The 14235-nt window shown below is 68.0% G+C and carries 15 protein-coding genes; all 15 read left to right on the forward strand.

Annotated elements, in window-relative coordinates:
* A partial coding sequence (locus tag MVA01S_RS02115) for a DODA-type extradiol aromatic ring-opening family dioxygenase (protein ID WP_494337723.1) occupies positions 1-315 on the forward strand: 315 nt, incomplete at its 5' end.
* Positions 312-2114, forward strand: a complete 1803-nt coding sequence (locus tag MVA01S_RS02120; protein WP_003928169.1) for an FAD-binding protein — start codon at positions 312-314, stop codon at positions 2112-2114. The genes MVA01S_RS02115 and MVA01S_RS02120, both read left to right, overlap by 4 nt.
* A complete protein-coding gene (locus MVA01S_RS02125) occupies positions 2111-3430 on the forward strand; it encodes an LLM class flavin-dependent oxidoreductase (RefSeq protein WP_003928170.1) in 1320 nt (439 codons plus the stop codon). The genes MVA01S_RS02120 and MVA01S_RS02125 overlap by 4 nt, the downstream gene beginning before the upstream one ends.
* A 1-nt stretch (position 3431) precedes the next feature.
* On the forward strand, positions 3432-4268 hold the full coding sequence (locus tag MVA01S_RS02130; protein ID WP_003928171.1) for a coniferyl-alcohol dehydrogenase: 837 nt from the start codon (positions 3432-3434) through the stop codon (positions 4266-4268).
* Between the two features lies 1 nt (position 4269).
* A complete protein-coding gene (locus MVA01S_RS02135) occupies positions 4270-5268 on the forward strand; it encodes a cyclase family protein (protein WP_003928172.1) in 999 nt (332 codons plus the stop codon).
* Positions 5269-5276: 8 nt separating this feature from the next.
* Positions 5277-5867 (forward strand): NADPH-dependent FMN reductase, encoded by a 591-nt coding sequence (locus tag MVA01S_RS02140; RefSeq protein WP_003928173.1) that lies wholly within the window; start codon positions 5277-5279, stop codon positions 5865-5867.
* Positions 5864-6685 (forward strand): alpha/beta fold hydrolase, encoded by an 822-nt coding sequence (locus tag MVA01S_RS02145; RefSeq protein ID WP_003928174.1) that lies wholly within the window; start codon positions 5864-5866, stop codon positions 6683-6685. Before MVA01S_RS02140 ends, MVA01S_RS02145 begins: the two co-directional genes overlap by 4 nt.
* Positions 6682-7500, forward strand: a complete 819-nt coding sequence (locus MVA01S_RS02150; RefSeq protein WP_003928175.1) for an SDR family NAD(P)-dependent oxidoreductase — start codon at positions 6682-6684, stop codon at positions 7498-7500. Before MVA01S_RS02145 ends, MVA01S_RS02150 begins: the two co-directional genes overlap by 4 nt.
* Positions 7501-7506: 6 nt before the next feature.
* Positions 7507-8217 carry a TetR/AcrR family transcriptional regulator gene (locus MVA01S_RS02155; protein ID WP_040539666.1) on the forward strand — a complete coding sequence of 237 codons (711 nt, stop codon included), beginning with the start codon at positions 7507-7509 and terminating at the stop codon, positions 8215-8217.
* A 1-nt stretch (position 8218) separates the two neighbouring features.
* Entirely contained in the window at positions 8219-8413 is a 195-nt protein-coding gene (locus tag MVA01S_RS02160) for a ferredoxin (RefSeq protein WP_003928177.1), read from the forward strand.
* Between the two features lie 2 nt (positions 8414-8415).
* Positions 8416-9645 (forward strand): cytochrome P450, encoded by a 1230-nt coding sequence (locus MVA01S_RS02165; protein ID WP_003928178.1) that lies wholly within the window; start codon positions 8416-8418, stop codon positions 9643-9645.
* 35 nt (positions 9646-9680) lie between these two features.
* Positions 9681-10874, forward strand: a complete 1194-nt coding sequence (locus MVA01S_RS02170) for an amidohydrolase family protein (protein WP_003928179.1) — start codon at positions 9681-9683, stop codon at positions 10872-10874.
* Positions 10871-12139 carry a M24 family metallopeptidase gene (locus tag MVA01S_RS02175; protein ID WP_003928180.1) on the forward strand — a complete coding sequence of 423 codons (1269 nt, stop codon included), beginning with the start codon at positions 10871-10873 and terminating at the stop codon, positions 12137-12139. The genes MVA01S_RS02170 and MVA01S_RS02175 overlap by 4 nt, the downstream gene beginning before the upstream one ends.
* Positions 12129-13262, forward strand: a complete 1134-nt coding sequence (locus MVA01S_RS02180) for a M24 family metallopeptidase (protein WP_003928181.1) — start codon at positions 12129-12131, stop codon at positions 13260-13262. The genes MVA01S_RS02175 and MVA01S_RS02180 overlap by 11 nt, the downstream gene beginning before the upstream one ends.
* On the forward strand, positions 13255-14235 hold the full coding sequence (locus MVA01S_RS02185; RefSeq protein WP_003928182.1) for an enoyl-CoA hydratase/isomerase family protein: 981 nt from the start codon (positions 13255-13257) through the stop codon (positions 14233-14235). The genes MVA01S_RS02180 and MVA01S_RS02185 overlap by 8 nt, the downstream gene beginning before the upstream one ends.

Genomic DNA, 14235 nt, shown 5'->3' on the forward strand with positions numbered 1-14235 from the left:
GCGCGGCAGGCCGCGGTGATCGAAGCGGCCCGCGAGTTCGCCGCAGGCCGCGGCGCGCTCGCCCCGCTGAACCCGGACTGGGACGGCGCGTTCCTCGATCTTCTCGACACCGGACGGCTCACCGAGGTGGACGGCTGGGACAACGGCTGGATCGCCGCGCAGGCCGGCAACTCGGCGCACGAGGTCCGAACCTGGGTGGCCGCCTTCGCGGCGCTGGCCGCGCAGGGCAACTACGAAACCGGCAACCGGTTCTACCGGGCCGCACCGGAACTCATCGCCGGTTTCGCAATCCGAACGGCGGTGTGTACGTCATGAGTTCTGCTGCGGGCCAGCCCTTCGACCACGTCACCGATGTGCTGGTGATCGGCTCCGGGGGCGGCGGGATGACCGCCGCGCTGACCGCCGGATCCGCGGGCCTGGACACCCTGGTGGTGGAGAAGTCACCGCGATTCGGCGGTTCGACGGCGCTGTCGGGCGGCGGCATCTGGGTGCCGGGTGCGCCGTCGCAACGCCGGGAGGGCTACCGGCCCGATCCCGAGGAGGTGTTCACCTACCTCAAGGAGATCACCGGCGGCCTGGTCAGCGACGCGCGCCTGCGCACCTACGTCGACGCCGCACCACAGATGATGGAGTTCCTGGAGAAGCTCAGTCCCTGGCTGGAATTCGTCTGGAAGCCCGGCTACGCCGACTACTACCCGGAGCTTCCGGGCGGCTCGGCACTGGGCAGCACCATCAACGTCCCCGAGATCGACCTGCGGGTGCTCGGTGACGAGGAGCAGAACCTGCTGACCCCGCTGGCGTTGGCGCCCAAGGGAATCTGGTTCGCCCCCAAGGATCTGCGGCTGTTCTACCAGGTCCGGCAGAACTGGCGGGGCAAAGCCGTACTGGTGAAGCTGATCTGGCGGATGTTCCGGGCTCGGGTCTTCGGCGACCGGATGGCCGCCATCGGCCAGTCGCTGTCGGCGCGGCTGCGGCTGGCGATGAAGCAGCAGGAGATCCCGCTGTGGCTCGACGCCCCGATGACCGAGCTGATCACCGACACCGACGGACCCGGTGCGCGGGTGGTCGGCGCGGTGATCGAGAAGGACGGCCGCACATTGCGGGTGCAGGCCCGGCGCGGGGTGATCCTGGCCAGCGGCGGGTTCGACCACGACATGCAGTGGCGTCTGCAGCACCTGCCCGAGCTGAACCGGGTCGGTGAGCTCGCCGGACCCGGGAAGGACTGGAGCTTCGGCAATCCGGCCGCCACCGGTGACGGGATCCGGGCTGGTGAGAAGGTCGGCGCGGCCACCGAACTGCTCGATGAGGCCTGGTGGTTCCCGGCGATCTGCTGGCCCGACGGCCGGCTGCAGTTCATGCTCAACGAGCGCATGATGCCGTCCCAGTTCGTGGTCAACGGCCGAGGTGAGCGGTTCATCAACGAGGCCGCGCCCTACATGGACTTCGCGCACGCGATGATCGAGGGCGAGCGCTCGGGCGTCACGCACATCCCGTGCTGGCTGATCACCGACATCCGGTCGTTCCACCGATATGTGGTCGCCGGTCACCTGCCGATCCCGAAGGTGCCGTTCGCGCCCGTCCCGACGGGCCGGAAGGTGCCGGCGGCGTGGCTGGAGTCCGGCATCGTCAAGACCGGGTCGACGTGGGAGGAACTCGCCACCCAGATCGGGGTGCCTCCCGATCGACTGCGCCGGACCGCGGAACGGTTCAACACCCTTGCCGCGCAGGGACGCGACGACGACTTCCACCGCGGCGACAGCGCCTACGACAACTACTACGGCGACCCGACGCTGCCCAACCCGAACCTGCATCCGATCGGCAAACCGCCGTACTACGCGTTCCAGATCATCCTCGGCGACCTCGGCACCTCCGGCGGGCTGTGCACCGACGAACACGCACGGGTGCTGCGCGCCGACGATTCCGTGATCGACGGCCTCTACGCGGTCGGCAATGCGTCGGCGGCCGTCATGGGCCGCAGCTACGCCGGCGCCGGCGCGACGATCGGACCCGCGATGACCTTCGGTTTCGTCGCAGCCCGGCACATGGCGGAATCGGCCACCAGCGAACACGAACCACCCCGAGCCCCGAATCTCCTAGGAGGTAAGCAGCAGTGAAGATCTCTCTGTTCTACGAATTCCCGTTGCCCCGACCGTGGTCGGACGACGACGAGCACCAGCTGTTCCAGCACGGCCTCGACGAGGTGGAACTCGCCGACAAGGCGGGCTTCTCCACCGTGTGGCTCACCGAGCATCACTTCCTGGAGGAGTACTGCCACTCGACCGCACCCGAGATGTTTCTGGCCGCGGCCAGCCAGCGCACCAAGAACATCCGGCTCGGGTTCGGCGTCATGCACCTGCCGCCCCCGATCAACCATCCGGCGCGCATCGCCGAACGCGTGGCCACGCTGGACCACCTGTCCAACGGACGCGTGGAGTTCGGCACCGGCGAGGGATCTTCGGTCGCCGAGCTCGGCGGGTTCAACATCGACCCGGCCGACAAGCGCACCATGTGGGAGGAGGCCCTGGAGGTCTCGATCCGGTGCATGACCGAGGCGCCGTTCACCGGGTTCAAGGGCGAGCACGTCGAGATGCCGGCCCGCAACGTGATCCCCAAACCCCTGCAGCAGCCTCACCCGCCCGTCTGGGTGGCGTGCACCCGACCCTCCTCGGTGCAGATGGCGGCTCAGAAGGCCATCGGCGCACTGAGTTTCGCCTACACCGGGCCCGAGGCGCTCAAGGAACGGGTGGACGGCTACTACCAGGAGTTCGAGGAGAAGGGCACGCCGATCACCCCGGCGATCAACCCGAACCTGCTCGCCATCGGCGGTGACCTGTCGATGATGGTGGCCAAGACCGACGAGGAGGCACTCAAGCGGCTCGGCATCGGTGGTGGCTTCTTCTCGTTCGGGATCATGCACTACTACCTGACCGGCATGCACACCCCCGGCCGGACCGGGGTGTGGGAGCTCTACGAGAAGGCGGTCAAGGACGATCCGACCCTGGCCTACGGGCCCGGCCGCGGCGCGATCGGGTCACCCGACACCGTCCGGGAGTTCCTGCGCGGCTATGAGGCCAGCGGGGTCGACGAGATCATCCTGCTGCTCAACCCGCGCAGCCACGAGGGCACGATGGAGTCCATCGAGATCATGGGCCGCGACATCCTGCCCGAGTTCATCGAGCGCGACGAGAAGGCGGTCAAGGACAAGGCCAAGCGTCTCGAGCCGGTGATCGAGAAGGTCGAGGCGCGCCGACAGCACTGGGACGCACCGCTGTTCGACGAGGACTACGCGTTCGGCGGGTTGCCGACCGGCCGCGGCGGAAAGTTCACCGCCGGTGAGATCCCCGAGGCGATGGCCGAGATCAACGAGGGGCGGGTCAAGGCCGCGCAGCAGGAGAAGCAGGCCAAGGCCGTCAAGGAGGCCTCGGGCTAACGTGAGCGCATTGGATGAGCTGGTGCGCTTTGACGGCAGGCACGCCGTGGTCACCGGATGCGCATCCGGGATCGGCGCGCAGGCGGCGCACCAGCTCGCTTCGCTCGGCGCACGGGTGACCGGACTGGATCTGCGGGAACCGCAAGACCGCTCGGCCCTGGCCGAGTTCGTCCCGGTCGACCTCGCCGATCCCGATTCCGTCGAGGCCGCCGCCGCCGCCGTGCCGGGGGACGTCGACGCGCTGTTCAACGTCGCCGGGGTGTCCTCGGGCATCGGGGATCCGCTGCTGGTGGTGCGGATCAACTTCCTCGGCATGCGCCAGTTCACCGAGGCGCTGCTGGACCGGATGCCCGCAGGCGCGGCGATCACCAACGTGTCGTCGCTCGCGGCGTCGGGGTACCTGGAGAACGCGGCCACCACCGCGGGTCTGCTGGCCACCGCGTCGGTGGCCGAAGGGCTGCAATGGTGCGCCGACCACCCCGACGCGCTGGCCGACGGCGGGTACCGCCAGTCCAAGGAGGCGATCATCCTCTACGGTATGGACCGGACCGCCGATCTCGGCGCCCGGGGTATCAGGATCAATTGCACCGCACCGGGAGTCACCGAGACCCCGATTCTGGACCAGTTGCGTGCCGCCTACGGGCAGCAGTACCTCGACTCGTTCACCGCACCGCTGGGCCGTGTCTCCACGCCCGAGGAGCAGGCCGCGACGCTGGTGTTCCTCGGCAGCCCGGCGGCCGGCTACCTGACCGGGCAGGTGGTGTGGACCGACGGAGGCATCCTGGCTCGGCGGATCGCCACACAGATCCGCGACAACGAAGTGGCACAGGGGAGTTGAGATGACCGGCACGATGAAGGATTTCCGCAGGACGGCCGACGAGGTCCGTAACTGGGGACGGTGGGGCGACGACGACGAGGTCGGCACGCTCAACTTCATCACACCCGCGAAGGTCGCCGAGGCGGCCGGGCTGGTCAAGCAGGGCAAGGTGATCTCGCTGGGCGGTGACTTCAGCGCGGGCGGACCACAGGGCGCCTTCAAGTTCCGGCAGAACCCGGTGCACGTGATGACCGTGGACGGCGGCGACGCCTCCACGCTGGTCGAGTACGGTCCGCAGTGGCTGCGCAACGCGGTGGCCGCGGACATGAGCGCCTTCTTCGCCGACAACCCGTTCCGCTTCAACGACGACATCATCGTGATGCCGCTGCAAGCGGCCACGCAGTGGGACGCGATGTCTCACGTGTACTACGAGGACAAGCTGTACAACGGTTTTCCCGCCGACTCGGTGACGAGCTTCGGCGCATTCCACCTCGGGATCGAGAAGGTCGACAGCAAGGGCATCACCTCGCGCGGAGTGCTTCTCGACGTCGTCGCCCACCGAGGCGCCGACATGTTCTGCGAACCGGGCGCGCCCATCACACCGGACGAACTCGACGAGATCGTGGCCCGGCAGAACATCGAGATCCGCTCCGGCGACATCGTGGTCGTGCACACCGGGTGGTGGACGCGCTTCCTGGCCACCGGTGACGGAGGTGAAGCAGGTTCGGGGCTGCACTGGACCTGCGCGTCGTGGTTGCACCACCACGAGGTGGCCGCGGTGGCCGCCGACAACCTGATGGTCGAGGACCCCGATCCCGGCAAGGGTGTGGAGGGCACCTTCCTGCCGATGCACATGCTGTGTCTGCGCGACATGGGCCTGATGCTCGGCGAGTACTGGGACCTCGGGCCGCTGGCCGCCGACTGCGCCGCCGACGGCATCTACGAGTTCCAGCTCGTCGCACCGCCGTTGAAGGTGGTCGGTGCGGTCGGGGCACCCGTCAGTCCGATCGCGATCAAGTGAGTGGAGAAGTGACAAGCACCAGCCAACCGTTCATCGTCGGTCTCGGCGGAACACTGCGGGCGAATTCGTCGACCGAGCGGGCACTGCGCTACTGCCTGGCATCGGTGGAGCGCCAGGGCGGACGTACCCGGTTGTTCAGCGCCGAGGACCTCGATCTGCCGATGTACGCGCCGCACGAACTGGAGCGCACACCCCGCGCCCTCGAGCTGGTCAAGAACCTGCGCGATGCCGACGCCGTCGTCGTCGGTTCGCCCGGATACCACGGCGCGGTGTCCGGTCTGGTCAAGAACGCGCTCGACTACATCGAGGACCTGCGCGAAGATCCCCGCGTCTACCTCGACAACACCCCGTGGGGGTGCATCAGCTGCGCCTACGGCTGGCAGGCGGCAGTCGGGACCCTGACCCAGCTCCGCGGCATCGGACACGCGCTGCGGGCCTGGCCGACACCGCTGGGGGTGGCCATCAACTCCGCCGAGCCCATCTGGGATGAGTCCGGCGAGCTGGCCGAGACTGAGCAGGGCCGGGCGGTGGCCAACCAACTCGATCTGCTGGCCACCCAGGTCCTCGCGTTCGCGCAGACCAACAGGGAGAGAATGTGATCGATCAGCACACCGTGCTGGTCGACGGCCTGCGCACGAGTTATCTGGAGGCCGGACAGGGCGATCCGGTGGTGCTGCTGCACGGCGGCGAGTTCGGCGCCAACGCTCGGATCGGCTGGGAGCACACGATCGGTGCCCTGGCGCAGCGGCACCGGGTGCTGGCCCCGGACATGCTCGGCTTCGGCGACTCGGCCAAGGTCGTCGACTTCACCGACGGCCGTGGGATGCGGATCAGGCACATCGCCCGCTTCTGCGAGGTGCTGGGCGTGGGGTCCGCCCATTTCGTGGGCAACTCGATGGGCGCGATCAACCTGCTCGTCGACGCCACCTCGGAGGCACCCGTGCTGCCGGTTCGCAGCCTGGTCACCATCTGTGGCGGCGGCGAGATCCAGCGCAACGAGCACGTCACCGCGCTCTACGACTACGACGCGACGTTCGAGGGCATGCGCCGCATCGTCGCCTCGCTGTTCGCCGACCCGGCCTACTCGGCCGACGAGGACTATGTCCGGCGCCGGTATGAATCCAGCATCGCCCCGGGAGCGTGGGAGTCGTTGGCCGCGGCGCGATTCCGGCGGCCCGGCCTCGAGCCGCCGGCCACCCCGAGCAGCGCGCGGCCCTACGACCGCATCAGCGCCCCGACACTGGTGCTGGAGGGCCGTGACGACAAACTACTGCCCGCGGGGTGGGCGGCCGAGATCGCCGGGCAGATCACCCACGGCCGGTCCGCGGTGATCGACGGCGCAGGCCACTGCCCGCAGATCGAGCAGCCCGCCGTGGTCAACCAGCAGTTGCTGGACTTCTTCGAGGAGCAGACATGAACGAACTCGTGGGCAAGGTCGCCGTCGTCACCGGCGGCGCGTCGGGAATCGGCCGGGGCATCGCCGAGCGCTTCGCCGCCGAAGGCGCCGGGGTCGTGATCGCCGACGTGCGTGACGATCTCGGGGAATCGCTGGCCGCCGAACTGAACTCGCGCGGCGCCAAGGCCGTCTACCGCCACACCGACGTGGCGGACCAGGCGCAGGTCGCCGGCCTGGTGGCCTCGACGGTCGACACCCTCGGTGGACTCGACGTGATGGTGAACAACGCCGGCATCTCCAGTCCGCTGCGCAAGGGCCTGTTCCACGAGGACCTGGAGGAGTTCGACCGGGTCATGCGCGTGAACCTCCTCGGCGTCATGGCCGGCACCCGCGACGCCGCCCGGCACATGGCCGAACACGGCGGCGGATCGATCATCAACCTGGGGTCGATCGGCGGCATCCAGGCGGGTGGCGGGGTCTCGACGTACCGCGCGTCCAAGGCGGCCATCATCCACTTCACCAAATGCGCGGCCATCGAACTGGCCCACTACGAGGTGCGTGTCAACTGCCTTGCCCCCGGCAATATCCCGACTCCGATCCTGGCGTCGTCGGCCACCGACGAGGACCGGGAACGGCTGGAGCGCTTCGAGGCCAGGATCCGGCAGCAGATGCGTGACGACCGGCCGCTGAAGCGGGAGGGCACCGCCGGCGACGTGGCCGAAGCGGCGCTGTACCTGGCGACCGACCGGTCCAGGTATGTCACCGGCACGGTGTTGCCGGTGGACGGCGGCACGGTCGCCGGCAAGGTGATCGTGCGCAAGCCGGCGGCCGACTAGGCCGTCATGCAGCTTTTAAAGCAGTCGCTTGACTTAGCGAGTGTGACCGGGTTCACTGTGGGGGTGACGAGTGCGAGGACTGTGCGCGCCGACCGCGCGAGCAGCACCCAAGAGGCGATCCTGAAAGCGGCCGAACGGCTCTACGCCGAGCACGGGGTCTTCGCGGTGTCGAACCGGCAGGTGAGCGAGGCCGCGGGCCAAGGCAACAACGCCGCGGTCGGCTACCACTTCGGCACCAAGGCGGACCTGGTGCGCGCCATCGAGCACAAGCATCGCGGCCCGATCGAGGAGCTGCGCGAGCGGCGGATCGCGGAGATCGGGGACTCGACCGACATGCGGGACTGGGTGGCCGCGCTGGTCTGCCCGCTGACCGATCACCTGGCCGCGCTGGGCAATCCAACCTGGTACGCCCGCTTCGCCGCGCAGGTGATGACCGATCCCGCCTACCACAACATGGTCGTCAAGGACGCGTTGTCCTCAGCGTCGCTGGTACGGGTGCTCGACGGGATCAACGAGTGTCTGCCCGATCTGCCCGTCGATGTTCGGGTCGAGCGAAACATCATGGGCCGCAACCTGTTGATGCACACCTGCGCGGACCGGGAGCGACTGCTGGCGCAGGGATCACCCGTGCCGCGGACGTCGTGGCAGGCCGCGGCGTCCGGGCTGATCGACGCGATCATCGGCCTCTGGCACGCCCCGGTCACGGAGCTGCCCTGACATGAAGGTCACCGTCGATCAGGACAAGTGTGTCTCGTCCGGTCAGTGCGTGCTCAACGCCGGCGCGGTGTTCGACCAGCGCGACGACGACGGGGTCGTCGAGTTGCTGATTCCCCAGCCCGGACCCGAGTACGCAGAAGACACCCGCAAGGCCGCCGCCGCATGCCCGGCGCTGGCTATCGAGATCGAGGAGTGACAGTGACAGAGACTCTGGCCCAGGAAGCGGTGTCGATCCCCGAGTACCCGATGGAGCGTGCCGCGGACTGCCCGTTCGCGCCGCCGCGCCAGATGCTCGAGATGACCGAGACCAAACCGCTGTCGCGGGTGCGGATCTGGAACGGCACCACGCCCTGGCTCGTCACCGGCCACGAGGCCGCGCGCACCCTGTTCGCCGACTCCCGGGTGAGCGTCGACGACCGGATCGAGGGCTTCCCGCACTGGAACGAGCACATGCTCGCCACGGTGAACAAACGGCCGCGGTCGGTCTTCACCTCCGATGCCGAGGAGCACACGCGGTTTCGCCGGATGTTGTCCAAGCCCTTCACCTTCCGTCGGGTGGAGGCGTTGCGGCCGGTGATCCAGGAGGTCACCGACGAGTGCATCGACGAGATCCTGGCAGGCCCGCAGCCGGCCGACATGGTCGCCAAGCTTGCACTGCCCGTGCCGACCCGGGTGATCAGCGACATGCTCGGCGTGCCGTACGAGGACCACGAGTTCTTCCAGGAACACGCCAATGCCGGCCTGGCCCGCTACGCAGCGGCCGACGCCATGCAGAAGGGCGCGATGAGCCTGCACCAGTACCTGATCAACCTGGTCGAGGAGAAGCAGGCCAACCCGGCCGAGGACGCGGTGTCCGACCTGGCCGAGCGGGTCACCGCCGGCGAGATCAGCGTCAAGGAAGCCGCCCAGCTCGGCACCGGCCTGCTGATCGCCGGCCACGAGACGACGGCCAACATGATCGGCATCGGCATCTGCGCACTGCTGGAGAACCCTGAACAGGCTGCACTGCTGCGGGATTCCGAGGACCCGAAGTTCATCGCGAACGCGGTCGAAGAGCTGATGCGCTATCTGTCGATCATCCAGAACGGGCAGCGGCGGGTGGCCACCGACGACATCGAGATCGCCGGCGAGACCATCCGTGCGGGGGAGGGCATCATCCTCGACCTGGCCCCGGCCAACTGGGACGCCCATGCCTACCCCGAACCCGACAGGCTCGACCTCACCCGCGACGCGAACCAGCAACTCGGCTTCGGCTACGGGCGGCACCAGTGCGTCGGTCAGCAGCTGGCGCGCGCCGAGCTGCAGATCGTGTTCCACACGCTGTTGCGCCGCATCCCGACGATGAAGCTGGCCATCCCGCTCGATGAGGTGCCGTTCAAACACGACCGACTCGCCTACGGCGTCTACGAACTACCGGTGACCTGGTAACAGCCTTCTCCCGCAGCCCGATTGGAGCACCAACGATGTCCACCCCGACCGTTCCGTCACCCACCCACCCCCCGACCTCCCTCTATCCTCCTGAGGGATTCGGCGCCCCCAAGCACCGGCACGGCCACTCGGCCGGCGCCGTCACCGGGTTGCCCGAAGACACCGTCATCTTCTCCGCCGACAACCACATCTCGGTGGCCGACGACATCTTCTACGAACGGTTCCCCGAGGAGCTCAAGGGCGCCGCGCCGCGCATCTGGTACGAGGACGGCGCCTACATGGTCGGCATGAAGGGGAAGGCCTGGACCGGAGGCGATTTCGGGCGGGTGCTGATGCAGTACGACGACCTCGCCGGCGCCGCCTCGAACAACATCGAGGCCCGGATCCGGGAGCTCAAGGAGGACGGCATCGACAAGGAGCTCGCGTTCCCGAACGCGGTGCTGGCGTTGTTCCACTACCCGGACAAGGGGCTGCGCGAGCGGGTGTTCCGGATCTACAACGAGCACATCGCCGATCTGCAGGAGCGCTCCGACGGCCACTTCTACGGTGTCGGGCTGATCAACTGGTGGGACCCCAAGGGGACCCGCAGCACTCTCGAAGAGCTGAAGGCGCTGGGACTCAAGACTTTCCTGCTGCCACTGAACCCCGGCAAGGACGACGACGGCAACATCTACGACTACGGCAGTACCAGCATGGACGCCGTGTGGGACGAGATCGAAGCCGCAGGCATCCCGGTCAGCCACCACATCGGGGAGACGCCGCCGAAAACCCCGTGCCAGAACAACAGCGTGGTCGTCGGCATGATGGTCAACGTCGACTCGTTCCGCGAGCAGTTCGCCAAATACGTGTTCTCCGGCATCCTGGACCGGCACCCGTCACTGAAGATCGGCTGGTTCGAGGGCGGTATCGCCTGGGTGCCGACCGCATTGCAGGACGCCGAGCACATGCTGGCGTCCTACCGGCACATGTTCAACCACGAACTGCAGCACGACGTGAACCACTACTGGGCCAACCACATGAGTGCGTCGTTCATGGTCGACCCGCTGGGGCTGGCGCTGATCGACCGCATCGGGGTCGACAACGTGATGTGGTCGAGCGACTACCCGCACAACGAGAGCACCTTCGGGTACTCGGAGAAATCGCTGGCCACCGTCGTGGACGCGGTGGGTGCGGAGGCCGCCGTCAAGATCGTGTCCACCAACGTGCAGAAATTCCTCGGCATCTCATGACGGCGTCCACCGACACGGGCGTCACCCGGATCGCCCGGACCGGCTACACGTGGCTGGACATTCCGGCCGAGCCGGACTTCGCCCGGATGCGCCGGGAGGTCGGAGCACGGTTGCATGCCGCGATGACCGAACAGGGCGTGGACGCACTGGTCCTGCTGGGCAACGGCAACGTCATGTACGCCACCGGCATCAGCTGGCCCCTGGCCGATGCGGGACTGTCCCATGTCGAACGGCCGGTCGCAGTGGTGCTGGCAGGTGACGAGCACCCGCATCTGTTCCTGCCGTTCCGCGAGGGCGCGGCGATGGAGTCCGATCTGCCCGACGACCATCTGCACGGGCCGGTCTATCTCGAATTCGACGAGGGCGTAGCGGAATTCGCGCGGATCCTGGCGAGCCTGGTCCCGGCCGGAGCGAAGCTGGCGACCGATGAGCTGACCGGTGCGATGCGGCGGGCCGGCAGTGCGCTGTTCCCGAGCCCGCCCGTTGATGCGGCCCCGGTCGTCGGCGCGGCGAAACTGGTCAAGACGATCGACCAGATCGCGTGTGTCCGGCGGGCCTGTCAGATCACCGAGCAGGCCGTCGCCGAGATCCAGCGGTCGCTGGTGCCCGGTGCGCGTCAGATCGACCTGTCCGCCGAGTTCGTCCGCCGGGCTTTCGAACTGGGCGCCACCACCAACATGTTCGACTCGATCTGGCAGGTCATGCCCGCGTCGAAGGCCGAGGGCGCCTGGACCACCACCGGTGATCTCGCGCTGCCCCTGCTGACCACCGAGCGTGAGCTGGCGCAGGGCGACGTGTTGTGGACCGACGTGTCCATCGCCTATCACGGCTACTGCTCCGATCACGGTCGCACCTGGATCGTCGGTCAGGATCCGACGGCGGCCCAGCAGACCCAGTTCGACAAATGGGCCCAGATCGTCGACGCGGTGCTGTCGGTGACCAAGGCCGGTGCCACCTGCGGGGACCTCGGGCGCGCGGCCACCGCGGCGGCCGGCGGCGAGAAGCCGTGGCTCCCGCACTTCTACCTGGGCCACGGCATCGGAACAAGTGCCGCCGAAATGCCGATGATCGGAACCGATCTCGGCCAGAAGTGGGACGACGAGTTCGTCTTCCCGGACGGCATGCTGCTGGTGTTCGAGCCGATCGTCTGGGCGGACGGGACCGGCGGCTATCGCGGCGAGGAGATCGTGGTGGTCACCGAGGGCGGCTGGATGCCGCTGACCTCGTATCCGTACGACCCGTATGAGGTGTCCAATGGGCGTTGAGATCGAAGCCGACGGCCGCGCGCTGCGCCTGAGCCGACGCGAGCGCGCGCTCGCGCAGATGGAGGCCCACGACCTCGACATCCTGGTACTCGGGCGTCAGGCCAACGTGCGCTACATCTCCGGGGCCCCGCAGTTGTGGGTGGTCGGCACCCGCCCGTTCGGGCCGATCTGCGAGTTCGTGCGTGCCACCGGTGAGATCCACCTCAACAGCACGTGGGACGAGGGCATCCCCGAGGAGATCCCGCACGAGAACCTGTACGGGTTCGCGTGGAACCCGATGACGCTGGTCGGCATCCTGCAGAACATCCAGGGCGCCGACACCTTCCGGCGGGTTGGAACCGACGCGCTGACACCGATGTTCGCCGCACTGTTGCCGATGGCCTTCCCGAACGCGGAGCTGGTCGACGCCGAGCAGGCCATGCAGGCGGCCCGGCGGATCAAGACGCCCGAGGAGGTGCAGGCATTGCGCCACGCGCTGGCCGTGGCCGACAAGGCCTTGGCGGCCGGTGTCGCCGCGCTCGGTGCGGGGACCACCGTTGCCGCCCTGGCCGGGGCCGTGCTGAAGGCCGAGGCCGCAGGCGGGGTGAGTACGCCCGCGACCCAGGACGCCGCGTGGGTGACGTCGAAGGAGCATCCGTGGCGCCGCGTCGAGGGTGACGGTCCGGTGCGTGACGGTGACCTGGTGGCGTTGTCGGCCGGGGTGCTGGCCGACGGATACGTCGCCGAAGTGGCGCGCACGCTCTACGTCGGCGAACCGACCGACGCCGTACGCGCGCTGTACCGGCGCCGGGACGACTTGTGGGACAGCCTGATCGAGGCGTGCCGTCCGGGTAGACTCACGAGCGGGTTGCTCGACGCCTACCAGCAGGCCGGCGAACCGCTGCCGGCGATGCCGGTGGCCCACGGACTCGGACTGGGTTTCGACCCGCCGGTGGTGTCCCCGAGTCTGCGGGCGACCGCGGACTCCGAAACCCTCGAGGAGGGAATGGTGCTCGCAGTCACCGCCTATGTGTGGGAACAAGGCGTCGGCGCGGTGTTCACCCGCGACGCGGTGCTGATCACCGCCGGCGGCGCCGAGATCCTCTCGAACGTGCCGGCCTACGGTGAGGTCGTTCATGGCTGAGCGGCCGTCGCCTTCCGCCGCGGAGCGGCCGTCGCCGGAGGAGATCATCCTCTACGAGAAGAACCCGAAGACCAAGATCGCGACCATCACGTTCAACCGTCCCGAGTTCCTGAACGCGCCGACGTCGATGGCGCGGCTGCGGTACGCCGACGTGCTTCGCGCGGCCAACGCCGACAACGACGTCAAAGTGGTGATCATCCGCGGTGTGGGGGACAACCTGGGCAGCGGCGCGGACCTGCCGGAGTTCATGGAGGGCAACGACAATCCCGCGGTGCGACTGGCTGAACTGCGGCTTGAGGATGACGGCGTGGGGGAGGTCACCTATCCGCCGAAGGGGACGTTCCGCAACGGCGCCACCATCAGCTCCTGGTATGCGAACTCGCAGGCCGGCAACCGGGCGCTGCAGGACTTCAAGAAGATCAGCATCGTCGAGGCCAAGGGGTACTGCTACGGCTGGCACTTCTACCAGTGCGCGGACGCCGACCTGGTGATCTCCTCCGACGACGCGCTGTTCGGTCACCCGTCGTTCCGCTACCACGGCTGGGGCCCGCGGATGTGGACCTGGGTGCAGATGATGGGGCTGCGCAAGTTCCAGGAGATGGTCTTCACCGGCCGCCCGTTCACCGCCGCCGAGATGTATGACTGCAACTTCCTGAACAAGGTGGTGGCGCGCGAACAGTTGGAGGCCGAAACCGAGAAGTACGCGATGGCCTGCGCGCGGAACCGCCCGGTGGACACCGTGTTCCAGCAGAAGATGTTCTTCGAGATCTTCAAACAGCAGCAGGGTGAGTACATGGGCAGCCTGCTCAGCGCATTCTTCGAGTCGATGGGCAACGGGGTCGCCAACGACAGCGACGAGGACCTCGACATGTTCGAGTCCATCGACACGGGTCTGTCGGCGGCGGTCAACGACAACGACAGCAAGTTCCCGCCCGAGTTCCGGTTGAGCAAGCGCAACCGGGCGAAAGACTAG

The sequence above is a fragment of the Mycolicibacterium vaccae NBRC 14118 = CIP 105934 genome (assembly GCF_001552715.1).
Taxonomy (GTDB): Bacteria; Actinomycetota; Actinomycetes; order Mycobacteriales; family Mycobacteriaceae; genus Mycobacterium; species Mycobacterium vaccae.

What these genes read in the sequence shown, in the direction of transcription:
- MVA01S_RS02120 (WP_003928169.1), top strand. Translation starts at nt 312, where the DNA reads ATGAGTTCTGCTGCGGGCCAGCCCTTCGACCACGTCACCGATGTGCTG.
- MVA01S_RS02135 (WP_003928172.1), top strand. Translation starts at nt 4,270, where the DNA reads ATGACCGGCACGATGAAGGATTTCCGCAGGACGGCCGACGAGGTCCGT.
- MVA01S_RS02150 (WP_003928175.1), top strand. Translation starts at nt 6,682, where the DNA reads ATGAACGAACTCGTGGGCAAGGTCGCCGTCGTCACCGGCGGCGCGTCG.
- MVA01S_RS02155 (WP_040539666.1), top strand. Translation starts at nt 7,507, where the DNA reads ATGCAGCTTTTAAAGCAGTCGCTTGACTTAGCGAGTGTGACCGGGTTC.
- MVA01S_RS02160 (WP_003928177.1), top strand. Translation starts at nt 8,219, where the DNA reads ATGAAGGTCACCGTCGATCAGGACAAGTGTGTCTCGTCCGGTCAGTGC.
- MVA01S_RS02170 (WP_003928179.1), top strand. Translation starts at nt 9,681, where the DNA reads ATGTCCACCCCGACCGTTCCGTCACCCACCCACCCCCCGACCTCCCTC.
- MVA01S_RS02175 (WP_003928180.1), top strand. Translation starts at nt 10,871, where the DNA reads ATGACGGCGTCCACCGACACGGGCGTCACCCGGATCGCCCGGACCGGC.
- MVA01S_RS02180 (WP_003928181.1), top strand. Translation starts at nt 12,129, where the DNA reads ATGGGCGTTGAGATCGAAGCCGACGGCCGCGCGCTGCGCCTGAGCCGA.
- MVA01S_RS02185 (WP_003928182.1), top strand. Translation starts at nt 13,255, where the DNA reads ATGGCTGAGCGGCCGTCGCCTTCCGCCGCGGAGCGGCCGTCGCCGGAG.